The organism is Mycobacterium yunnanensis (genome assembly GCF_025823185.1).
GTDB lineage: Bacteria > Actinomycetota > Actinomycetes > Mycobacteriales > Mycobacteriaceae > Mycobacterium > Mycobacterium yunnanensis.
The window spans coordinates 160,880-182,987 of sequence record NZ_JACKVK010000013.1 but is presented as its reverse complement, the minus strand read 5'-3'; the positions used below and the strand labels follow the sequence as shown (position 1 = coordinate 182,987).

At 69.1% G+C, this 22,108-nt stretch carries 20 protein-coding genes and 3 pseudogenes; 13 read left to right on the top strand and 10 right to left on the bottom strand.

Annotation, left to right across the window (positions count from 1 at the left end; all coding sequences use genetic code 11):
• Positions 1-63 precede the first annotated feature (63 nt).
• The 6 genes and pseudogenes from H7K45_RS24520 to ctaE all read right to left on the bottom strand — a co-directional run.
• Positions 64-1,308 (bottom strand): annotated as a pseudogene (locus tag H7K45_RS24520) (cytochrome b); the annotation flags it as partial.
• Between the two features lie 35 nt (positions 1,309-1,343).
• A pseudogene (locus tag H7K45_RS24515) lies at positions 1,344-1,808 on the bottom strand (cytochrome b N-terminal domain-containing protein); the annotation flags it as partial.
• The gene (locus H7K45_RS24510) at positions 1,778-1,993 is read right to left on the bottom strand and encodes a hypothetical protein (protein ID WP_263998651.1); all 216 of its coding nucleotides are present in this window, start codon (positions 1,991-1,993) and stop codon (positions 1,778-1,780) included. The gene H7K45_RS24510 and the pseudogene H7K45_RS24515, both read right to left, overlap by 31 nt.
• Positions 1,990-3,228, bottom strand: coding sequence for a cytochrome bc1 complex Rieske iron-sulfur subunit (gene qcrA / locus H7K45_RS24505; protein WP_263998650.1), 1,239 nt, complete (start codon positions 3,226-3,228; stop codon positions 1,990-1,992). The genes H7K45_RS24510 and qcrA overlap by 4 nt, the downstream gene beginning before the upstream one ends.
• A complete protein-coding gene (qcrC, locus tag H7K45_RS24500) occupies positions 3,225-4,046 on the bottom strand; it encodes a cytochrome bc1 complex diheme cytochrome c subunit (protein ID WP_263999302.1) in 822 nt (273 codons plus the stop codon). Before qcrC ends, qcrA begins: the two co-directional genes overlap by 4 nt.
• A 45-nt stretch (positions 4,047-4,091) precedes the next feature.
• Positions 4,092-4,703 (bottom strand): aa3-type cytochrome oxidase subunit III, encoded by a 612-nt coding sequence (ctaE, locus tag H7K45_RS24495; protein WP_263998649.1) that lies wholly within the window; start codon positions 4,701-4,703, stop codon positions 4,092-4,094.
• A gap of 68 nt (positions 4,704-4,771) precedes the next feature.
• Here ctaE and trpD point away from each other — a divergent pair, with 68 nt between their 5' ends.
• Positions 4,772-5,830: an anthranilate phosphoribosyltransferase gene (trpD, locus tag H7K45_RS24490; protein WP_263998648.1), complete on the top strand. Its 1,059-nt coding sequence runs from the start codon at positions 4,772-4,774 to the stop codon at positions 5,828-5,830.
• Here trpD and H7K45_RS24485 read toward each other — a convergent pair.
• Positions 5,768-7,594 (bottom strand): annotated as a pseudogene (locus tag H7K45_RS24485) (DEDD exonuclease domain-containing protein); the annotation flags it as partial. The gene trpD and the pseudogene H7K45_RS24485 overlap by 63 nt on opposite strands.
• Before the next feature lie 123 nt (positions 7,595-7,717).
• Here H7K45_RS24485 and H7K45_RS24480 point away from each other — a divergent pair.
• From H7K45_RS24480 to H7K45_RS24465, 4 genes are all read left to right on the top strand, one after another.
• Complete coding sequence (locus H7K45_RS24480; RefSeq protein WP_263998647.1) at positions 7,718-7,999, top strand: hypothetical protein; 282 nt, start codon at positions 7,718-7,720, stop codon at positions 7,997-7,999.
• Positions 8,000-8,198: 199 nt separating this feature from the next.
• Positions 8,199-9,284, top strand: coding sequence for a peptidoglycan hydrolase RipC (gene ripC, locus H7K45_RS24475; protein WP_263998646.1), 1,086 nt, complete (start codon positions 8,199-8,201; stop codon positions 9,282-9,284).
• Positions 9,253-10,095: a DUF4157 domain-containing protein gene (locus H7K45_RS24470; protein WP_263998645.1), complete on the top strand. Its 843-nt coding sequence runs from the start codon at positions 9,253-9,255 to the stop codon at positions 10,093-10,095. The genes ripC and H7K45_RS24470 overlap by 32 nt, the downstream gene beginning before the upstream one ends.
• A 32-nt stretch (positions 10,096-10,127) precedes the next feature.
• Positions 10,128-11,261 (top strand): glycosyltransferase family 4 protein, encoded by a 1,134-nt coding sequence (locus tag H7K45_RS24465; protein ID WP_263998644.1) that lies wholly within the window; start codon positions 10,128-10,130, stop codon positions 11,259-11,261.
• Positions 11,262-11,264: 3 nt separating this feature from the next.
• Here the strand turns inward: H7K45_RS24465 and H7K45_RS24460 are convergent, their stop codons facing one another.
• Positions 11,265-13,064, bottom strand: a complete 1,800-nt coding sequence (locus H7K45_RS24460; protein WP_263998643.1) for an AMP-dependent synthetase/ligase — start codon at positions 13,062-13,064, stop codon at positions 11,265-11,267.
• Between the two features lie 118 nt (positions 13,065-13,182).
• On the opposite strand from H7K45_RS24460, the gene H7K45_RS24455 reads away from it, so the two are divergent.
• The 5 genes from H7K45_RS24455 to H7K45_RS24435 all read left to right on the top strand — a co-directional run bounded on the left by H7K45_RS24455 (position 13,183) and on the right by H7K45_RS24435 (position 16,555).
• Positions 13,183-13,584 (top strand): polyketide cyclase / dehydrase and lipid transport, encoded by a 402-nt coding sequence (locus H7K45_RS24455; RefSeq protein ID WP_263998642.1) that lies wholly within the window; start codon positions 13,183-13,185, stop codon positions 13,582-13,584.
• 84 nt (positions 13,585-13,668) lie between these two features.
• On the top strand, positions 13,669-14,106 hold the full coding sequence (locus tag H7K45_RS24450; RefSeq protein ID WP_263998641.1) for an SRPBCC family protein: 438 nt from the start codon (positions 13,669-13,671) through the stop codon (positions 14,104-14,106).
• Positions 14,099-15,382, top strand: a complete 1,284-nt coding sequence (locus H7K45_RS24445) for an ArsA family ATPase (RefSeq protein ID WP_263999301.1) — start codon at positions 14,099-14,101, stop codon at positions 15,380-15,382. The genes H7K45_RS24450 and H7K45_RS24445 overlap by 8 nt, the downstream gene beginning before the upstream one ends.
• The gene (locus tag H7K45_RS24440; RefSeq protein ID WP_263998640.1) at positions 15,379-15,756 is read left to right on the top strand and encodes a hypothetical protein; all 378 of its coding nucleotides are present in this window, start codon (positions 15,379-15,381) and stop codon (positions 15,754-15,756) included. Before H7K45_RS24445 ends, H7K45_RS24440 begins: the two co-directional genes overlap by 4 nt.
• Before the next feature lie 61 nt (positions 15,757-15,817).
• Positions 15,818-16,555 carry a lysophospholipid acyltransferase family protein gene (locus H7K45_RS24435; protein ID WP_263998639.1) on the top strand — a complete coding sequence of 246 codons (738 nt, stop codon included), beginning with the start codon at positions 15,818-15,820 and terminating at the stop codon, positions 16,553-16,555.
• Here the strand turns inward: H7K45_RS24435 and H7K45_RS24430 are convergent.
• On the bottom strand, positions 16,552-17,856 hold the full coding sequence (locus H7K45_RS24430; protein ID WP_263998638.1) for a glycosyltransferase 87 family protein: 1,305 nt from the start codon (positions 17,854-17,856) through the stop codon (positions 16,552-16,554). The genes H7K45_RS24435 and H7K45_RS24430 overlap by 4 nt on opposite strands.
• Positions 17,857-18,006: 150 nt before the next feature.
• On the opposite strand from H7K45_RS24430, the gene H7K45_RS24425 reads away from it, so the two are divergent.
• From H7K45_RS24425 to H7K45_RS24415, 3 genes are all read left to right on the top strand, one after another.
• Positions 18,007-18,822 (top strand): hypothetical protein, encoded by an 816-nt coding sequence (locus H7K45_RS24425; protein WP_263999300.1) that lies wholly within the window; start codon positions 18,007-18,009, stop codon positions 18,820-18,822.
• Positions 18,822-19,346 (top strand): polyadenylate-specific 3'-exoribonuclease AS, encoded by a 525-nt coding sequence (locus tag H7K45_RS24420; RefSeq protein WP_263998637.1) that lies wholly within the window; start codon positions 18,822-18,824, stop codon positions 19,344-19,346. Before H7K45_RS24425 ends, H7K45_RS24420 begins: the two co-directional genes overlap by 1 nt.
• Before the next feature lie 62 nt (positions 19,347-19,408).
• Positions 19,409-20,806 carry a class II 3-deoxy-7-phosphoheptulonate synthase gene (locus H7K45_RS24415; RefSeq protein ID WP_263998636.1) on the top strand — a complete coding sequence of 466 codons (1,398 nt, stop codon included), beginning with the start codon at positions 19,409-19,411 and terminating at the stop codon, positions 20,804-20,806.
• Between the two features lie 7 nt (positions 20,807-20,813).
• Here H7K45_RS24415 and H7K45_RS24410 read toward each other — a convergent pair whose 3' ends face one another.
• Positions 20,814-22,085 carry a protein kinase domain-containing protein gene (locus tag H7K45_RS24410; RefSeq protein WP_263998635.1) on the bottom strand — a complete coding sequence of 424 codons (1,272 nt, stop codon included), beginning with the start codon at positions 22,083-22,085 and terminating at the stop codon, positions 20,814-20,816.
• Positions 22,086-22,108: the final 23 nt, after the last annotated feature.

Genomic DNA, 22,108 nt, shown 5'->3' with positions numbered 1-22,108 from the left:
CACAGACGAACACCGCCCCCGACTGTCGTCGGGGGCGGTGCGTCGTTCGCGTCTAGCAGACGGTCAGTGGTCTCCGTCGGAACCGTGGCCGTTGGAACTGTGGCCGTTGGAGGCGTGACCGTTGGAACCGTTGCCGTTGCCGAGCTGGCGTTCCTTCAGTGCCAGCATCGCCCGGTGTTCGGAGGCGTGCGCGGCCTGAACCAGCGCAGCCTGCTCACCCTCGGGATCCGGGAACAGGAAGCTACCCGTGCCCGGGGCGCCGGCAGAGCCCAGCTTGTTCATCTTCTTGGGCAGCGGGGCGCCCTGGTACTCCAGCGGGATCGGGTGGCCGTGCTCGTCGACCGGCCCCAGCGGCTGGTGCAACTCGACGTAGGCACCGTGCGGCAGCCGCTTGAGGATGCCGGTCTCGATGCCGTGCTCGAGCACGGCGCGGTCACTGCGCTGCAAGCTGATCGCCCACCGGTAGGTGATGTAGTACACGATCGCGGGCAGCACGACCATCCCGATGCGGCCGATCCACGTCGTCGCGTTCAAGGACACGTGGAACTTGAGCGCGATGATGTCGTTCATGCAGGCGAACGTCAGCACGATGTACAGCGCGATGGCCATCGCACCGATCGCGGTGCGCACCGGGGCGTCGCGGGGGCGCTGCAACAGGTTGTGGTGCGCGGTGTCCTTGGAGAACCGCTTCTCCAGGAACGGGTAGATCGTCAGCAAGATGAAGACCAACCCCATGATGAGGGCGACGGCGACCGCGGCGGGCACGGTGTGGCCGAAGGGGTAGATCTCCCAGGCCGGCCACATACGAGCCAGGCCGTCGGTCCACATCATGTAGAAGTCGGGCTGTGAACCGGCCGAGATCTGGGAGGGCTTGTACGGGCCGAGCTGCCAGATCGGGTTGATCTGGAGAAGACCGCCCATGAGGCCGAGGATGCCGACGGTCATGGCGAAGAAGGCGCCGGACTTGACCGCGAACACCGGCATGACCCGCACGCCGACCACGTTGTGCTCGGTGCGGCCCGGACCGGGGAACTGAGTGTGCTTCTGGAACCACACCATCGCCAGGTGCACCCCGATCAACGCCAGTATGATCCCCGGAATCAACAGGATGTGCAGCGCGTAGAGCCGCGGGATGATGATCGACCCCGGGAAGTCCCCACCGAAGAGCGCCCAGTGCAACCAGGTGCCAATCAGGGGCATCCCCAACGTGATCGAGGAGAACGCCGCCCGCAACCCGGTCCCGGAGAGCAGATCGTCGGGCAGCGAATACCCGAAGTACCCCTCGAACATCGCCAAGATCAGCAGCAGCGNCCAATCAGGGGCATCCCCAACGTGATCGAGGAGAACGCCGCCCGCAACCCGGTCCCGGAGAGCAGATCGTCGGGCAGCGAATACCCGAAGTACCCCTCGAACATCGCCAAGATCAGCAGCAGCGACCCGATCACCCAGTTCGCCTCCCGNGGGCGGCGGAACGCACCGGTGAAGAACACCCGCGCCAAGTGCACCATGATCGACGCCGCGAACAGCAGCGCCGCCCANTGGTGGACCTGNCGCACGAACAGACCGCCACGGACCTCGAAGGAGATGTCNAGTGCGGTNTCATAGGCCCGCGACATCTGAATGCCGTTGAGCGGCTGGTACACCCCGTGATAGGTGACCTCGGCCATCGACGGGTCGAAGAACAGGGTCAGGTACACACCGGTCAGCAGCAGCACGATGAAGCTGTACAACGCGATCTCACCAAGCAGGAACGACCAGTGCGTCGGGAAGACCTTGTTCAACTGACGACGCACCGCCGCCGAGGGGTGAGGGTCAGGTACACACCGGTCAGCAGCAGCACGATGAAGCTGTACAACGCGATCTCACCAAGCAGGAACGACCAGTGCGTCGGGAAGACCTTGTTCAACTGACGACGCACCGCCGCCGAGGGGTGATACCGCGAATCGATCGCATCGCCCTGATGGGCGGCCAACTCTGCCAACTTAGGGCTCATGACGTCCGCTCCCAGAATGCCGGTCCGACGGGTTCGATGAAGTCACCGTTTGCCACCAGGTAGCCATCCTTGTCGATGGTCACCGGGAGCTGTGCCAATGCCCGCGCGGCCGGGCCGAAGATCGGACGCGCGAAGTGCAACGCGTCGAACTGCGACTGGTGGCAGGGGCAGAGGATGCGGTAGGTCTGCTGCTCGTACAGCGACGAGGGGCAGCCCAGGTGCGAGCACACCTTCGTGAAGGCGAACAGGTCACCGAAGTTGAAGCTCTCCTGGCCCTGCCGCTTGACCACGCGCGAGATGTCCTCGGGGCGGATGCGGATCAGCATGACCGGGTTGCGCACGCCCATCGCGATCTCGTTGAGCTTTTCGTGCGACTCGAATGTCGAACCGTCGCCGTCGGACTCACGCCACGGGAACACCGTCTCCATGCCGCCGGCGTCGATGTCCTCGGGACGCATCTTGACGAACGGCGAGCTGCCGGGCTGGCCGGTGGCCCGCGCCAGGTAGATCGTCTCGCCGGTGAAGCGGGGGCTCCACCCCGAGGTCCACAGGACGGCCTTCTTGCCCTCGGCCGTCGGAACGACCGGCTTCCACGGGTTCTTGATGATGCCGCCGATGAACGCGACCGCGGTGCCCAGGCCGAACGCGCCGAGGCCGATGCCGAGCGACAGACCAATCAGCTTGCGGCGCTTCAGGGTCGAGCCTTCGAGTGCGTCGGTCAGGTTGGCTGCCGTGGCACGTCGTTCGATCTCGGGGGAGCGGCCGTCGTGCCGGTCCTGGATCGAGATCTCCTCGGGGATGAACTTCTTCTGGAACAGCACTGCGCCGATGCCGATCGCCAGGATCGACAGGCCGAACGTCAGACCGTAGAGCGGGGTGGCCAGGCTGTAGACGAACTCGCCAGCCGAGCCGTAGGGCTGGTACTCCCACGGCCAGAACAGGAACACCAGTAGCAGGGCCAAGCCCAGCAGGCCGCCGAAGAGCAGCCAGTAGGCCACGGTGCGCTCGGCGCGCTTCTCGGCCTTGGTGCCCTCGATGGGCCAGCGGTTCTCCTTGAAGACCGTCTCGACGCCGTCCATCCGGCCACCGAGGGCGACGAGCTCCTCGCGCGACATCGCAGCCAGCTCTGCGTCGGTGGGAGCGTTGGCCACGTCGGCGCGCTCGGAGGTGTCGGTGCCCTTCACCTCGGTGGAGTCGGCCTTGGAGCCGTGGCCGTCGTTCACGTTGTCGGTCATGCGCGAGATCCCACCCACATAGCTGCGCCGATGACGGCGACCATCCCGATGATCCAGGCCGCCATGCCCTCGGGCGCGGGGCCGAAGCCGCCGAGACCGTAGCCGCCCGGGTCGGGCGTCTCGGTGGCCTGGCGAACGTAGGCGACGATGTCGTGCTTCTCCTCCGGGCTGAGCTGGCGATCGGAGAACTTGGGCATGTTCTGCGGGCCGGTCAGCATGGCGGTGTAGATCTGCGCGGGGGTGGCCTCGTCCAGCGGCGGGGCGTACTTGCCCGAGGACAGCGCACCGCCCTTGCCGGTGAAGTTGTGGCACGACGCGCAGTTGAGCCGGAACAGGTCGCCACCACGGGCGACGTCGTTGCCGATCAGGTCGGCGTCGGCCACGGCGCCGTTGGCGTCGCGGGGGGTGACGGGACCGCCGCCGTTGGCCTGGACGTAGGCGCCGAGGGCGTCGATCTGGTGCTGGTCGAAGATCGGGGCCTTGCGGGGGGCCTGGGCCTCACCGCGCATCGCGGGCATGCGGCCGGTGCCGACCTGGAAGTAGACCGCCGCGTCACCCGTGCCGATGAGGCTGGGTCCGCGGTCGGGAACGCCCTGAAGGTTCGCGCCGTGGCACGTCACGCAGGAGGTCTCGAAGAGCTGCTTGCCCGTGCGCAGCAGCGCCAAGCTCGACTCGTCGGCGACCGCCACCTGCGGCTTGGGCGTCAGGGTGGCGGCGATGCCACCCGCGACGAGAAGTCCGGTCAGAAGCAGAAGTGCTCCCGACACGCGTCGGCGCAACCGACGGCGAGACTTGTTGGTCATCGATCCCCTTCTCATCGGGCGTTGTGAAGACTGCTCGTCCGTGCCGCTCATCGTCTGCCTCTATCGCACGAAGTAGATGACGGCGAACAGGGCGATCCAGACGATGTCGACGAAGTGCCAGTAGTACGACACGACGATCGCGGCGGTGGCCTGGGCCGGCGTGAACTTGCTCATGCGCGTGCGCGCCAGCAGGAACAGGAAGGCGATCAGACCGCCGATCACGTGCAGCCCGTGGAAGCCGGTGGCCAGGTAGAACACCGACCCGTAGGCGCTGCCCGGGATGGTCGTGCCGTGGGTGACCAGGTGGTAGTACTCGTACCCCTGCCCGAGGACGAAGAACAGGCCCATCCCGAAGGTCAGCAGATACCAGCGGCGCAGTCCGAACACGTCACCGCGTTCGGCGGCGAAGACGCCCATCTGGCACGTGAACGACGATGCGATCAGCACCAGCGTCACGGGCACCGCCTGAACCAAGTTCAGTTCGGTGGGGGCCGGTGGCCAGTCACCGCCGGCTTGCGCCCGTGCGGTGAAATACATCGCGAACAGCCCAGCAAAGAACATCAACTCGCTGGAAAGCCACACGATGGTGCCAACACTTACCATGTTGGGACGGTTCAGCGAATGCACGCGAGCAGTGATCGCGGTTCCAGAGGTCCCTACAGCACTCGTCACAACATGAAGTATGACGCTTTGTAGTTGTCGAACTCCACCCGGGTCGCGACATTGGTCATAATCACTTCGTGACATCTGGAGATTCCCATACGTGGCCGCAGGTTCTGGGCCGACTGACCACTCGGCGCGCACTGGCGGCGGGGCAGGCCGGGTGGGCGATGGACCAGATCATGACCGGCGCCGCGACGCCGGCTCAGATCGCCGGGTTCGCGGTCTCCATGAAGATGAAGGGGCCCACCTCCGCGGAGGTCAAGGAGCTCGCCGACACCATGCTGCGGCACGCCCACCGCGTGCCCACCGACGTCATCGGCACGGCTGCGGTGGACGTCGTCGGCACCGGCGGTGACGGCGCCAACACCGTCAACCTGTCGACGATGGCGTCGGTCGTGGTGGCCGCCAGCGGCGTGCCCGTCGTAAAGCACGGAAACCGGGCGGCGTCGTCGCTGTCCGGAGGTGCGGACACCCTCGAAGCCCTTGGCGTACGGCTCGACCTGAGTCCGCAGGACGTGGCGCGCTGCGTCGCCGAGGTCGGCATCGGGTTCGCCTTCGCCCCGCAGTTCCATCCGTCCTACCGGCACGCGTCGGCGGTGCGCCGCGAGATCGGCGTGCCCACGGTCTTCAACCTGCTGGGGCCGCTGACCAATCCGGCCGGTCCGCGGGCCGGTCTCATCGGTTGCGCGTGGGGTGACCTCGCCGAGGTGATGGCCGGCGTGTTCGCCACCCGTGGTTCGAGCGTGCTCGTCGTGCACGGCGACGACGGTCTCGACGAGCTGACCACCACCACGACCAGCACCATCTGGCGCGTCCAGGCGGGCACCGTCGAGCGGTTGACGTTCGATCCGGGGGCCTTCGGCTTCGAGCGGGCCGAACTCGACGAGCTCACCGGTGGCGACGCCGAAGCCAACGCGGCGTCGGTACGCGAGGTGTTCGGCGGCGCCAAGGGGGCCGTGCGCGATGCGGTGATCCTCAACGCCGCCGGTGCGATGGTGGCCCACGCCGGGCTATCCAGCGACGCCAAATGGGTGCCTGCGTGGGAGATCGGCCTGGCGCGGGCCGCCGATGCGATCGACTCCGGCGCGGCCGAAGACCTGCTCGCGCGTTGGGCGCGGTTCACCCAGGACCTCTGAGCGCTCATCCTGGTCGGCCGCGAGCCGGGCCGAGCGCGCCGTGGCCGCCCACCGGAGGTGCCGGCCCGCCGCGTTGAGCGGGGTGGCGTAGCCGACGCCGTCGGGGGTGTCGGTTCGCACGATGCGCACGCCCGGCTGGGCGAGCCAGCGTGCGACGAGTCCCACCTCCTCGACCAACGCGCCGCCCAGCGGTGCCGGGTCCCGCAGGATCGACTGGGCCGCGGCGCCGAGGGCCTCGACGACCGGCATCGGCGGCACCCCCCGTCGTGCGGTGCCCGCGGCGGCGAGCTGCCCGTTGCGGACGATCGCGAGATGCCACCCGCCTGCGCCGTCCGGGCTGGCGGCGACCAGCTCGTCGACCGCGACCAAGGCCCGCAACCGCTGGCCCCTCCAGACGGTGTCGATGGCCGTGGCCGTGTGATCGCGTAGCCGAGCCGCGGTCTCGTACTTGCCGCGCTCGGCCAGCGCCGCGACGTGGGCCACCGCCCCGCGCAGCGCCGCGTCGTCGGTGCCCGCGATGAGCGCGGCCGCCGTGGCGGGCCCGTCGGCGTAGGCGTCGGCGGCGACCCCGCGCCCGGCCGGACACGGCGACAGCTCGACCTCCGGGCAGGACGGCCCGTGGAGTGCCGAACGGGCCAGCCGGGTGGTGCAGGTCCGGACGCCGGTGGAGCGGGCCAGCAGTGCGGCGGTCTCGACGGCGTCGGCGCGGACGCGGAAGGGGCCGATCGCCCGGTCGTGCTTGGGCGAGCGCACGACCGAGAACCGGGGGAACGCCTCGTCGGTCAACACCACCCACCACCACCGGTGCGGAAACTTCGAGCGCCGGTTGTACGGCGGGGCGTGCGCGGCGAGCAGCCTCAGTTCGCGTACCCCGGCCTCCAGTTCGTGGGCGCACTCGACGTGGTCGACCCGCGTGGTCAACGACGCCATCTCCTTCATCCGCGTGCGCGGATCGCTGCCGTTGAAGTACCCCGACACGCGACGCCGCAGGTCGACCGCGGTGCCGACGTAGAGCACCTCGTCGGACGGGCCACGAAACAGGTACACCCCCGGTCGACGCGGCAGCGCCGTGGCCAGATGCCGGTTTTGGCGCTGCGCGGGGGTGACGTCGGGCAGGTAGGACCGCAGCTCGCCGAACGTGTGGATGCCCTGGTTGCCGACGCGCTCGATGAGCGCGTGCAGCACGTCGACGGTGGCCCGCGCGTCGTCCAGGGCGCGGTGGGTGGGCCTGGTGCTGGCCCCGAACAGCTGGGCCAGGGCCGAGAGCCGGACGCTGGGGGCCTCGTCGCGGGTCAGCACGCGGCGGGCCAGTTTGACGGTGCACAGCACGGGGGGACGCCGCCAGGGCAGCTGCAGTCGCTCGGCGGCGGCGCGGAGGAACCCGACGTCGAACCCCGCGTTGTGGGCGACGAGGACCGCGCCCTTGGAGAACTCCAGGAACGCGGGCAGCACCGAGTCGATCCTCGGGGCGTCGCAGACCATGGCCGTGGTGATGCCGGTGAGCGCGACGATCTTCGGCGGGATGGACCGGCCGGGGTCGACGAGGGTGGCGAGCTCGCCGAGCACCTCGCCGCCGCGCACCTTGACCGCGCCGATCTCGGTGATGGCGTCGAATCCGTAGCCGTTCTCGTCGCCCTTGGCCCGGCTGCCGGTGGTCTCGAGGTCGACGATGACGAAGGTGGTGTCCCGCAGGTTCAGCTCGGTGAGGGCAGCGGCATCGTCGCCGAACGTCGCGTCGACGTCGCCGAAGCTCAGCTGCTCCATGGCAGGGCACGGTAGGCCGCCCAACCGACATCTGCTCACATCGGTGTAATTCGCGGGTCCGCCGGTCTTGTCGGTGGTCGTGGTTAGCGTGCGCCTCATGACCCGACGGAAGGGAGAACGGCCATGACTCGACCAGAGGCGGGACCGAACCCGCCAGAGCCGAACCCGCCCGAGTTGGACCTGGGAGCGGCCGACTCCGACGCCGGGACGCTGCACGTCGACTGCGACGACTGCGCGGTGCGCGGACACGGCTGCAAGGACTGCGTCATCAGTGTCTTGCTAGGTGTTCCCGACACGTTGCTGGCCGACGAACGCCAAGCGCTCGAAGTCCTCGCAGACGCCGGATTGGCGCCTCGGCTACGGTTGGTACCGATTCACCGGAGGCGCGCCGACGGGGTCGCGTGACGGCCTCAGGAGTCGCGGGCAGCGAAATATTCCCGCGATCCCTGTTAAATTTGCGTCCTCTGTTGGACAACCCCGATGCCGTTTCGTAACCTATCCGAGACCTAACGCAGTTCGAGCGGCTCGCTAACGGCAGTTTGAAGGACGCGAAATCTTGAGGTTTTACGCCATGCACCGAAGCGCACGTGTACTTCGGCGACCGATGATCGGCGCGCTAGCAGGGGTGGTGGTCTTCGGCGGAGCGCTGGCGGGTAGTTCGCACGCCGATCCCGCCGCCGACGCGCTGGCAAAGCTGAACGAGCTGTCGCGCCAAGCCGAGCAGACCACCGAGGCGATGCACAGCGCCGAGCTGGACCTGGGCAACAAGCTTGCGGCGCAACAGGCTGCCGACCAGAAGCACGCGGCCGACGTCGCCGCCGTCGACGCCGCGAAGGCGCAGCTGGCAACCTTCCAGAACTCCGTCGACCGAGTTGCTGCAGCCCAGTACATGGGTGGTCGCACCGCCGGCTTGGACGCCATGCTGACCGCCAACTCGCCGCAGGGCCTGATCGACCAGCTCGCCGTGCAGCGGGTGATGGCCACCGAGATGTCGGCTCAGATGCAGAACTTCAAGTCCGGCACCGTGGCGGCCACCAATGCCGAAGTCGAGTCGGCAAAGTCGGCCGCCGACGCCAAGACCGCTGCCGAGCAGGCCGCAGCAGTGCGCGCCGACTTGCAATCCAAGCAAAGCAAACTCCAGATTCAAATGGCGATCGTCAAGTCGCAGTACACCGCGCTGACCCCCGCCCAGCGCGAGGCTCTGGCGGCCATCCCGCCGGCCCCGCCGCTCCCGGCCGCCGCCCCACCGCCCCCGCCGGACGTGCTCGCGTCCGCACCCGACGGCATCAACCCCGGCGACCTGGCTCCGCCGCCCGACGCCGCACCGCCTGCCGCGCCCGCCGAGGGCGAGGGCATGGTCGCCGTGCAAGCCGCGCTCACCCGCATCGGTTCGCCCTACTCGTGGGGTGCCGCTGGGCCCAGCGCCTTCGACTGCTCCGGTCTGGTGATGTGGGCCTTCGGTCAGGCCGGGGTCAACCTGCCGCACTCGAGTCAAGCGCTGGCCCAGGGCGGCCAGCCGGTGTCGATGGACCAGATGCAGCCGGGTGACCTCATCACGTACTACTCGGACGCCTCGCACGTCGGCATCTACATCGGCAACGGAATGATGGTGCACGCCTCGACCTACGGCACTCCGGTGAGGGTGGCTCCGATGGACAATGCGCCGATCCACAACGTCCGTCGTTACTAGCAAGCCGGTCCTCGGCCTGCTGCTGCTGGCCGAGCTGACCGCCGCCGCGGTGCTGGTGTCCCGACCCGTCGGTGACGCCGACCCGCCGGCGACGCCCACCGCCACTCATGCCTCCCTCGACGTCCCGTCGACGCCGTCGGACCCCCTCGTGCTGCGGGACGGCCGAACGGTCTCGCTGATGTCACTCGGGGGTGCCGACACCGCCGACCTGGAGGGTCGGGTCTGGGGTGAGCTCGACGGCGCCGCGGACGCCGTCACCGCCTTCTGGGGCGACCAGTGGCCGCGCAACATCGTCGTCGTGCTGACCCGCACCGACGAGGAATTCAGGGCCTTGGCCGCCGGGGAACCCGACATCGCCGCCGCCACGACCGCGCAACGCATCGTGTTCGCCCCCGGTGCCAGCTCGATGAGCGACGCGTCGCTTCGAATCGTGTTGCGTCACGAACTCTTCCACTACGCCGCGCGCAGCCGCACCGCCGTCGACGCGCCACGCTGGCTGACCGAGGGCGTCGCCGACTTCGTGGGCCGACCGCCGACCGCGATGCCCAACCGGCAGACCGCCGACCTCCTCGCCCACCTGCCCTCGGACGCGGACCTCGACACCGCCGGTGCAGTGCGATCGCTGGCCTACGACAAGGCGTGGTGGTTCAGCCGGTTCGTCGCCAGCCGCTACGGCGCCGAGACGCTGCGCACGCTCTACGTCACCGCGTGCGGGCCGGGCCACCCCGACCAGGCCACGGCGATCAAACGGGTGCTCGGTGCCGACCCGCCACAGGTGCTCGCCTCGTGGCGCGCCTGGCTCGGTGGATAGGCGGACGTGACCGCACCGACGCGAGGAGCACGGTGGCCAACGTCCTGCTGGTGACCAACGACTTCCCGCCGCGGCGGGGAGGCATCCAGTCCTATCTGGAGAACCTGGTCGCCGAACTGGTCACCGCCGGCGAGCACACCGTCACCGTCTACGCGCCGACGTGGAAGGGCGCACAGGAGTACGACAGGGCCGCCCCGTTCGAGATCGTCCGCCACCCGACGACGCTGATGGTCCCGGAACCGTCGGTGGCCCGCCGGATGACCAGGCTCGTCGCCGACCGCGAGGTCGACGCGGTCTGGTTCGGCGCCGCCGCACCGCTGGCGCTGCTCTCTCCGCTGGCGCGTCGCGCCGGGGCGAAGCGAGTGATCGCCTGCACCCACGGCCACGAGGTGGGCTGGTCCATGCTGCCGGTGGCGCGAACGGCGTTGCGCCGCATCGGCAACGACGCCGACGTGGTCACCTATATCAGCCAGTACACCCGGCGCCGGTTCGCGGCGGCGTTTGGTCCCCACGCCGCACTGGAGCGGCTGTCACCGGGCGTCGACGTCGACCGGTTCGCCCGCGACCCCGTGGCCAGGGCGACGATGCGGGCGCGCTACGGCCTCGGCGACGGGCCGGTGGTGGTGTGCGTGTCGCGGCTGGTGCCACGCAAGGGCCAGGACATGCTGATCCGCGGGCTGCCCGCGATACGCGAGCGCGTGCCGGGAACCAAGCTCGTCGTCGTCGGGGGCGGGCCACACCTTGCCGAGCTTCAACGGTTGACGCGAACCTTCGGCGTCGTCGAGGACGTGGTGTTCACCGGCGGCGTACCCGCCGAAGAGCTGCCCGCGCACCACGCGATGGCCGACGTGTTCGCGATGCCGTGCCGCACCCGCGGCTCGGGTCTCGACGTCGAAGGGCTCGGCATCGTCTACCTGGAGGCCTCGGCGACGGGTGTACCGGTGGTCGCCGGTGATTCCGGCGGCGCCCCTGAGTCGGTGCTCGACGGCACGACCGGCCTCGTGGTCGACGGCTGGGACGTCGGCTCGATCGCCGCCGCCGTCGGTGACCTGCTGTCCGATCCCGACCGTGCCGCCGAGATGGGCCGAGCCGGCCGACACTGGGTCGTCGACGAATGGCAGTGGCGAACCAAGGCGCGTCGGCTCTCGGAGCTGCTGACCGGCTAGTGCCTATTTCGCGTACAGGGCGTCGATGTCGGCGGCGAACTTCTCGGCGACCACCTTGCGCTTGACCTTCATCGTCGGGGTCAATTCACCGGTGTCCTCGGTGAAGTCGACGGGCAGGATGCGGATCTTGCGGATCGACTCCGCATGCGACACCGCCTGATTGGCCTCCTTGACGGCCTGGTCGACCTCGGCGAGCAGGTCGGGATCCTCGGCGAGGTCGCCCACCGTGGCCGAGGCGTCCTTGCCGTTGCGCTGCTTCCAGCCCGGGAACGCCTCGGGGTCGACGGTGATCAGCGCGGCGATGAAGGGCTGCGCGTCGCCGACGACCATGGCCTGGCTGATCAGCGGGTGTGAGCGCAGCCGGTCCTCCAGCAGCGCAGGGGCGACGTTCTTGCCGCCCGCGGTCACGATGATCTCCTTCTTGCGGCCGACGATGGTGAGGAAACCGTCGTCGTCGATCGCCCCGAGATCACCGGTGTGGAACCAGTCATCGGTGAAGACGGCTTCGGTCTCCGACGGATTGTTCCAGTACCCGCCGAACACCACCCCGCCTCGGACGAGGAGCTCGTCGTCGTCGCCGAGGCGCATCGAGTTGCCGGGCACCAACTTTCCGACCGAGCCGACTTTCACGTCGTCCACGCGGTTGACGGTGATCGCCGCGCTGGTCTCGGTGAGCCCGTAGCCCTCGTAGATGGTGACGCCGACGCCGCGGTAGAAATGCCCGAGCCGGGCGCCCAGTGGCGCTCCTCCCGAGATCGCGGCGCGGCAGTTGCCGCCAAGCGCGGCCCGCAGCTTGCCGTACACGAGCCGGTCGAAGAGGGCGTGCTTGGCATTCAGAAGCACGCCCGGCTTGCCGGAGGCCTTGGCCTGGCTCCACTCGATGGCGGTGGTCGCCGCCGCGGCGAAGATCTTGTCCTTGCCGCCGTCGCGGGCGTTCTGCTCGGCGGTGTTGTAGACCTTCTCGAATACGCGTGGCACCGACACGACCAGGGTCGGCTTGAACACCCCGAGGATCGGCACCAGGTTCTTGACGTCGCTGGTGAAGCCGAGGGTGACCTTGTTGCTGAAGGCCGCGATCGTGATGGCCCTGGCCAGCACGTGCGCCAGGGGCAGGAAGACGAGCAGCTTCTCGCCCTTGGTCAGCAGGTTCGGGAAACACGCCTTGGCGCCGCGCATTTCGTGCAGCAGGTTGGAATGCGTCAGCTGGCAACCCTTGGGCCGCCCGGTGGTGCCGGAGGTGTAGACCAGCGTGGCGACGTCGGCCGAGCGGGTGGCCTCGAGGCGCGCCGTGACCGCGCCTGCGTCGACGTCGCCGCCGATCCTGGCGAGCTCGTCGAGCGCGGCCGGGCCCGACCCGGCGATGGAGTAGACGTGTCGCAGGGCGGGCAATTCGGCCTTGAGCTGCTCGATGGTGCGAAAGTGCTCGTCGGTCTCGGCGAACGCCGCGACCGCACCGGAGTCCGACAGGACGAATCGAACCTGTTCGGCGGAGCTGGTCTCGTAGATCGGCACCGTCACCGCACCGATGGACAGGATGGCGAAGTCGGCGATGGCCCACTCGTAGCGGGTCGCCGAGAAGATCGCCACGCGGTCGCCGGCCTGCACGCCCTCGGCGATCAGGCCCCGGGCGGTGGCCTGCACCTGCTCGGCGACCTGGGCGCAGGTGACGTCGGTCCACGATCCGTCGACGAGTCGTTGGACGATGACGTGGTTCGGATCGTCGGCGGCGTGGGAGAAGACGGAGGCGGCCACGGTGTCGTGCTCGCCGACGGTGAACGATGCCGGAACGCTGAACTCGCGCACGATGTGGCCCTTTCGAACGGGGTCCCCTCGCGGGACGGATACTTGGACGACTATCCAGGTAGGCAGCCTAGTCGGCCACCTGGTGGTCGCGACGGGCTCGTGTGTGAAGGTGGTGGCGATGAACAGCATCCAAGTGGCCGACGAGACCTTCGTGTGCGCGGACCCGGCCGACGTCGGCGCCGCGGTCGCCGACCCCGCGAGTTGGCGACGGTGGTGGCCCGACCTCCGGCTGACGGTGGTCGAGGACCGTGGCCCGGCCGGCCAGCGCTGGACCGTCACCGGTGCCCTGACCGGCACGATGGAGGTCTGGCTCCAGCCGTCCTTCGACGGGGTGATCCTGCACTACTTCGTCCACGCCGAGCCGTCCGGCGTCGCGGCGTGGCAACTCGCCAAGATGAACCTCGCCAAGGCCAATCATCAGCGTCGCGTGGCAGGCAAGAGGATGGCATTCGAGGTCAAGCAGAAGCTCGAGGAGTCCCGCGGCGTCGGAGTGTCCCGGCTCGCACCGGCAGTTGATTGAGGACCCACGTCGCGGGTACGGGTACATTTCGGGTCGAACGGACGTGAGTCCAGTAGCGCTCTAGCGACCCGGGGAAGTGAACACGTGGCGGACAAGACTGCGCAGACGATCTACATCGACGCCGAGCCTGCGACGGTGATGGACGTCATCGCCGACATCGGCTCGTACCCCGACTGGGTGGCGGAGTACAAGGAGACCGAGGTCCTCGAGAGCGACGACGAGGGCTACCCGAAGACGGCGCGCTTGGTGCTCGACGCCGCTGTGCTCAAGGACACCATGGTGCTGGCCTACACGTGGCCGGCCGATCGCGCGTCGGTGCGGTGGTCACTGGTGTCGAGTTCGCTGCTGCGCGCCCTCGACGGCGCATACCTGTTGACGCCCAAGGGTTCCGGCACCGACGTCACCTACGAATTGTCCGTCGACCTGGTCATCCCGATGATCGGGTTGCTCAAGCGCAAGGCAGAACGCCGTCTCACCGACACCGCACTGAAGGATCTCAAGAAACGAGTCGAGGCTGACTGAGACCAGCGGGCCCGGCGGACGCTCCGCGGCAGGCAGCACCAGGATCAGTCTCTTCGTCGGCAAGGGCGGCGTCGGCAAGTCGACCCTGGCGACCGCCGCCGCGGTCCGCGACGCGCGCAGCGGCCAGCGCGTGCTGGTGGTCTCGACCGATCAGGCACACTCCACCGGTGACGTCCTCGGCATCGAGGTGACGCCGACGGGTGAGCGCCGGCCGACCCGCGTGCTCGCCGATCTCGACGCCGACGGTGGCGCCGGCGGCTCGCTGGACGTCCTCGCCCTGGACACCCTCGCCCTGCTCGAGCGGCGGTGGCGGCAGGTGGCCGGGGTGCTCGCGGCCCGCTTTCCCGAATCGGATCTGGGTGAGGTTGCGCCCGAGGAGCTTTCGGCGTTGCCCGGCATTCAGGAGGTGCTTGGTCTCGACGAGGTTGCCGAGTTGGCGGCCTCCGATGAGTGGGACCACGTGATCGTCGACTGCGCCTCGACCGCCGATGCGATGCGGATGTTGACGCTGCCCGCGACGTTCGCGCTGTACCTCGAGCGGGCGTGGCCGCGCCACCGCAGGCTGTCACTGGGGGACGAGGCGACCTCGGCTGCCGTCGTCGACCTCGTCGAGGGCATCGCCAACGGCACCGAGCGCCTCGGTGAACTGCTCACCGACGCCGCCCGGGTGAGCGCCCACCTCGTCCTCACCCCCGAGCGGGTGGTGGCCGCTGAGGCCGCCCGCACGATCGGGTCGCTGTCGCTGATGGGCGTCGCCGTCTGCGAGCTCATCGTCAATCAGGTTCTCCTGCAAGATGACTCGTTCGAGTACCGGAACCTGCCCGAGCATCCGGCCTTCGACTGGTACACCGAGCGCATCGCCGAACAGCGCCACGTCCTCGACGAGCTGGACGCCGCCATCGGCGACGTCACCCTGGTGCTGGTGCCACATCTGGCGGGGGAGCCGATCGGACCCAAGGCGCTCGGCGAGCTTCTCGACGCGGCCCGGCGCCGCGACGGTTCGCCGCCACCGGCGCCCGCGCGGCCGGTGGTCGACCGCGAATCCGGCTCCGGGCTCGATGCCGTCTATCGGATGCGACTAGAGTTGCCGCAGGTCGACCCGCGCTCGCTGACGCTCGGACGGGTCGACGACGACCTGATCATCGGCGCCGGTGGTATGCGTCGCCGAGTGAGGTTGGCGTCCGTGTTGCGGAGATGCACCGTGCTGGACGCGCACCTGCGCGGCGGTGAACTCACGGTGCGCTTTCGACCGAACCCGGAGGTGTGGCCGGCATGAGTGACTTCCACGCCGACCTCGCCCCAGAGCTTCGCCGCCTGGCACAGACGATCCTCGACCGGCTCGACCCCGCCGTCAGAATGGCCGCCGCCCGCGCCACCACCGGGAGCCCGGGGCAGTGCCAGCAGGTGTGGTGCCCGGTCTGCGCGCTGGCCGCGCTGGTCGCCGGGGAGCAGCACCCCATGCTCAACGTGATCGCCGAACACAGCGTGGCGCTGCTGTCGGTGGTCCGCGCGATGACCGACGCCATGGGCGAGTCCAATCCGGGCGATCCGGGGCCGGATGGCCCCGCGCCGCGCCCCGACCCGGATGGTGGTCCGGCGCCGTCGGGCCCGGGCCACTATCAACACATCCCCGTCAGCGTCGAGGACTGACCGGATACTGGGTAGAGTTGTGTCCTAGGGCACCGTCCGGGCGCCGCATGCGGGAGGCTCAATGTGGTATTGGCTCTTCAAGTACGTCTTCATGGGGCCGCTGCTGCAGATGCTCGGCCGCCCCAAAGTCGTTGGGCTGGAGAATGTTCCGGACCGCGGCGCCGTCATCCTCGCCAGTAACCACCTCGCCGTCGCCGACAGCTTCTACAAGTGCCTGGTGGTGCGACGCCGCATCACCTACCTGGCCAAGTCCGAGTACTTCACCGGCACCGGCATCAAGGGCCGCTTGACCCGCTGGTTCTACACCGCCGCCGGTCAGGTGCCCATCGACCGCACCGACGCCGACGCCGCGTTGGCCGCGCTGACCACCGCCACGCGCATCCTCGGCGAGGGCAAGGTCCTCGGCATGTACCCCGAGGGCACCCGCTCGCCCGACGGCCGGCTGTACAAGGGCAAGACCGGCATCGCCCGGCTGGCGCTGGAGACCGGCGTCCCCGTCATCCCGGTGGCGATGGTCGGCACCGACGACGTCAACCCGCCCGGATCCAAGATGTGGCACTTCGGCCGGGTCGAGGTCCGCTTCGGCAAGCCCCTGGACTTCTCCCGATTCGAGGGGCTGGCGGGCAACCGGTTCATCGAGCGCGCCGTCATCGACGAGGTGATGTACGAGCTGATGCAGATGTCGGGTCAGGAGTACGTCGACCTCTACGCCGCCGACGTCAAGGTCGCCCTCGAAGGCGGCGCTGGTGGGTCCGACGGACCGCCGCCGGCCCGGATGCCCACGTCCGCAGCAGGCTAGACGGCGTGCGCCGGCGAGACGTCGGCGTTCGCGCCCGATCCCTCGCGCTCCCGTAGCGTCACCGCCCCGGCCACGGCGATCAGCGCCAGCGCCCACCACACGTAGGACCCGCCGAGCAGCTGCCGCCACAGCGCGGCCGATGTCTCCTCGTGTTCGACCATCAGATGGATCGGCACGAAGTACGTCAGGCACACCCCGGCGACGCTGATCACGCCCATGGCCGCGTTGCGGTAGCGCACCGCAAGCACGGCCGTGGCCAGGATCGCCGGCAGCGCCCACACCCAGTGGTGTGACCACGACACCGGCGACACGACCAATCCGAACATCGCCACGCACGTCAACGCCAGCACGGCCTGATCGCCGGCGCGCAGCGAACCGTTCCGCAGCACGCGGCGCACCGCCCACACCGTCAGGCCCAGCACCGCGAAGCAGGCCACCAGCCAGATGACGAAGCGCGGCGTCTCGGCGATGCCCAGGCGGGCCAGCGTGCCCGCGATGTTCTGGTTGGTCAGATAGGTGGCGGTGCCGATGCGGTCGGTGTCGCGCACGGTCTGCGTCCAGTACTGCCACGAATCCCGCGGCGCCAGCGCACCTCCGAGAGCCGTGGCCAGGGCGGCCGAGGCCATGGACGTCAGCAGCGCGCGGGTGTCGCGACGCAGCAGGAAGTAGAGCAGGAACACCGCAGGCGTCAGCTTCAACGCGATGGCCACGCCGAGCAGCAGGCCGCGCGGCCACGGCGTCTTCCGCGGTGCGCAGTCCGCGATGACCAGGGTCATCAGCACCACGTTGATCTGACCGAACTCGAAGTTCGACCGGATGGGCTCCAGGTAGACCGCGGCCGGGGCCACCACGGCCGCGGCCAGCCAGACCCGCCGCTGCCAGGCCGGGCCCGCGACGGTCGCGGAGACGTCCCACACTCCGAGCCGGGTCAGCACGATCGTGGTGGTCACCACCAACAGCACGATCGTGATGGCGGTGATGGTCGCGCTGGCCGCGTTGAGGGACAGCATCGCGAACGGAGCGAACACCGCGGCGGCTAGCGGCGGGTAGGTGAACGGCAGGTCGAGACCGGCGCCGGTGTGGAACAACACGCCGTCGCGGTAGAGCGGGGTGCCGTCCAACCACGCCCGGCCGCCCATGCGGTAGACGTCGATGTCGATGCGATATGGGGTCACGGCCAGCAGCCGCCATCCCGCCCAGACCACCACTGCGATGGTGAGCAGCTGAAACAGCCGCCACGCCGCGCCTGCCCATGGCGCGGGCAGACCTGGTGATCCGCCGAGGAGCTGCCGAATTCTCATGTCGCGGACAAGAGTATCGGTGGCACTCGGCGCGTCGGGGACCATCCGGTCCGCGACGCGCGCAGGTCGGCGTAAGTTTTGCGCGTGTTCGACGATTGGAAGTTCGACTTCGGGCTGGACTTGGGGATCCCCCCGGGTCGGCAACCCCTGATGTGGTGTCTGATCGCCTTCTTGCTGACGTTCCTGGTGACGCGCACGATCGTCCGCTACATCCGACACAACGCGAACAACGACACCCCGCCCAAGTGGTGGCAACCCCGCAACATGGGGCACGGGTCGACTCACATCCATCACGTCGTCATCGGTGTGATCCTGGTCATGGTCTCGGGGGTGACGATGGTGACCCTCGCCGTCGACGGCGGCGTCCCCGAATTCACCGTCGCCGCGATCGGGTTCGGCATCGGCGCGGCGCTCGTGCTCGACGAGTTCGCGCTGATCCTTCATCTGCAGGACGTGTACTGGTCCGAGGACGGCCGGGCCTCGGTGGACGCGGTGTTCGCCGCGGTCGCCGTCGCCGGTCTGCTCATCCTGGGGTTCAACCCGCTGTCGTTCTTCGACATCGACATCTGGCGCGAGGATCAGACGTTGCTGGCCCGCGCGACCGTGATCGGCATTGCGCTCATCACCCTGGCGCTCGCGGTCGTGGTGCTGCTCAAGGGCAAGGTCTGGACGGGTCTGGTGGGCATGTTCATCACGCCGTTGCTGATCGTCGGGGCGATCCGGGTCTCGCGCCCGCACGCACCGTGGGCCCGGTGGCGCTACGGCGCCCGCCCGCGCCGCATGCATCGCTCACTGGAGCGAGAGCGGCGGCTGCGCCGGCCGGTCGTCTCGGCCAAGCTCTGGCTCCAACACGTCATCGCCGGCGAGCCGCACTTCCCGGACGAGCTCGAGGTCGACGCCCAGCTCGACCGGGAGATCCACCCGGCTCCCGCCCCGACCCCAGCTCCCGAGACGGACGCCGCCTGATGCGCTACTTCTACGACACCGAATTCATCGACGACGGTCGCACCATCGAGCTGATCTCGATCGGGGTGGCCGCCGAGGACGGTCGCGAATACTACGCCATCTCAACGGAATTCGACCCCCATCGCGCCGGGGCCTGGGTGCGCAAGCACGTGTTGCCGAAGCTGCCGTCGCCCTCGTCGAAGTCGTGGAAGTCCCGGCGCGAGATCCGGTCGGACCTCGAGGACTTCTTCGACATCGACGGCGACGACACCATCGAGTTGTGGGCGTGGGTGGCCGCCTACGACCACGTCGCGCTGTGCCAGCTGTGGGGGCCGATGACCGACCTGCCGCCCGCCATCCCGCGGTTCACCAGGGAGCTGCGGCAGTTCTGGGAGGACCGCGGTTCGCCGAGAATGCCGCCGCGACCGAGAGACACCCACGACGCGCTGGTCGACGCCCGGCACAACCTGACCCGGTTCCGGCTCGTCACCAGCCTTGCCGGCGGCGACGACGACGATGACGGGTCCTGGGCCGCACGCTCCTGAACTGCGGCTATGGGCGGGACCGGGATGCAGGATGAGCATCGGCGCGCGGTTACCATGGACGGGTGAACTGGACAGTCGACGTGCCCATCGACCAGCTGCCGGAGCTCCCGCCGCTGTCGAGTGACCTTCGCGAGAGGCTCGACGCCGCCCTCGCCAAGCCAGCGGCGCAACAACCGAGCTGGCCCGCCGACCAGGCCAAGGCCATGCGGACCGTGCTGGAGAGCGTGCCGCCGGTGACCGTGCCCTCGGAGATCGAACGCCTCAAGGGGCACCTGGCCGACGTCGCGCGGGGCGAGGCGTTCCTGCTGCAGGGCGGCGACTGCGCCGAGACGTTCGTCGACAACACCGAACCGCACATCCGCGCCAACATCCGCACCCTGCTGCAGATGGCCGTGGTGCTGACCTACGGCGCCAGCATGCCGGTGGTCAAGGTTGCCCGCATCGCCGGTCAGTACGCCAAGCCGCGCTCGTCCGACGTCGACGCGCTGGGCCTGAAGTCCTACCGCGGGGACATGGTCAACGGTTTCGCCCCCGACGCCTCGGTGCGCGACCACGACGCGTCGCGGCTGGTGCGCGCCTACGCCAACGCCAGCGCCGCGATGAACCTGGTGCGTGCCATGACGTCGTCGGGGTTGGCGTCGCTCGAGTCGGTGCACGACTGGAACCGCGAATTCGTCCGTACCTCCCCGGCGGGCGCGCGGTACGAGGCGCTGGCCGCCGAGATCGACCGCGCGTTGCGCTTCATGAGCGCGTGCGGCGTGAACGACATCAACCTGCAGACCGCCGAGATCTACGCCAGCCACGAGGCACTGGTGCTCGACTACGAGCGGGCGATGCTGCGGCTGTCCAACGAGTTCCCGGCCGAGGCACCAGAACCGCGGCTCTACGACCTGTCTGCGCACTACGTCTGGATCGGTGACCGCACCCGCCAGCTCGACGGCGCGCACATCGGGTTCGTCGAGACGATCTCCAACCCCATCGGGGTCAAGATCGGGCCGACGACGCCGCCCGAGCTGGCCGTCGAATACGTCGAGCGGCTCGATCCGCACAACCAGCCCGGCCGCCTGACGCTGGTCAGCCGGATGGGCAACGGCAAGGTGCGCGATCTGCTGCCGCCGATCATCGAGAAGGTGCAGGCCACCGGGCGTCAGGTGATCTGGCAGTGCGACCCGATGCACGGCAACACCCACGAGTCCTCGACCGGCTACAAGACCCGGCACTTCGACCGCATCGTCGACGAGGTGCAGGGCTTCTTCGAGGTACACCATGGGCTGGGCACTCACCCCGGCGGCATCCACGTCGAGATCACCGGTGAGAACGTCACCGAGTGCCTCGGTGGCGCGCAGGACATCTCGGACTCCGACCTGGCCGGCCGCTACGAGACGGCGTGCGACCCGCGGCTGAACACCCAGCAGTCCCTCGAGTTGGCGTTCTTGGTCGCGGAGATGCTGCGGGGCTGAGCCGCTCTTAGATCAGGCCCTGCAGGTTGCTGCCGAGCGTCCACGCTCCGGCGGCCACCATGGCGGTCAGCGTCAGGATGCCGACCGCCCAGAACAGCGACACGCGTCTTCCGCGTTGCCGCGCCCATACCAGTTCGTCGATGTCGATGCCTGCGAATTGGCCTGAGCGGTAAGGGGTTCGAGGTCGATCCCAATCATCGGGGTCGCGGGGCATCTCCCGGGTGTGCTGGCGCGGCGCGGGCGGGGGAGTGGCCTCGCGAGGCGGCAGGATCGGGGGCGGTGCCTGTGGTGGTGCCGTGGCCGCGGTGGTGTGCTCGTCTCCGTCGTCGGAATCGGCGCGATTCGCCAGCCGGCTGTGGAACTCGGCCGACGCGGCGTGCTGCGCGGAATTCGCCGGTGCGGGAACGCGAAACGGTGGCAGGCCCAATTCGGTGACGATCGCGGCGAGGTCGGCGCCCATCGCGGCGGCGTCGGGATACCGGTCGCCGGGGGTGCGTCTGGTCGCCCGTCGCACCAACTCGTCGAACTGCGGCGGCACGCCCGCAATCGCGGCGCTCGGCGGCGGGACGTCGTTGTCCATCCGCTGATAGGCGACGGCCAGCACGCTGTCACCGGTGAACGGCGTGGTGCCGGTGAGCAATTCGTAGGTCAGGATGCCCACCCCGTAGACGTCGCTCTCGGGGGTGGCGTCACCCGTGCCGACCTGCTCGGGGGACAGATACGCCGCGGTGCCGAGGATCACGCTGGTGGAGGTGATCTTGGCCTCGGCGACCGCGCGCACCAACCCGAAGTCGGCGATCTTGACCTCGCCGTCGTCGGAGATCAGCACGTTCTCCGGCTTGATGTCGCGGTGCACCAGACCGGCGCGGTGCGCCGCGGCCAACCCACCGAGGATCGGCGTCAGCACCGCGGCGACGGCGTGCGGTGGCATCGGGCCGCGTTCGCGCAGCAGTTCCCGCAAGGTGCCGCCCTCGACGAGTTCCATCACCAGGTAGGGCAGTCCGGCGCCGTGGTCGCCGAGCCCCTGGTCGTACACCGCGACCAGCCCGGGATCCTTGAGCCGGGCCACGGCACGGGCCTCCCGCTGAAACCTTGTCAGGAACTGCGAGTCACCGGCATAGCGGGAGTCCATCACCTTCAGCGCCACCGGGCGGTCCAGCCGTAGATCCAGGCCGCGGTACACCGCGGACATCCCACCGGTCGCGATCAGGGCGTCCACGCGGTAGCGCGCGTCCACGACGAGGCCGACGAGCGGGTCCGATCGTTGGCTGCTATCCACGCACGCATCTTAGACTCGGACGG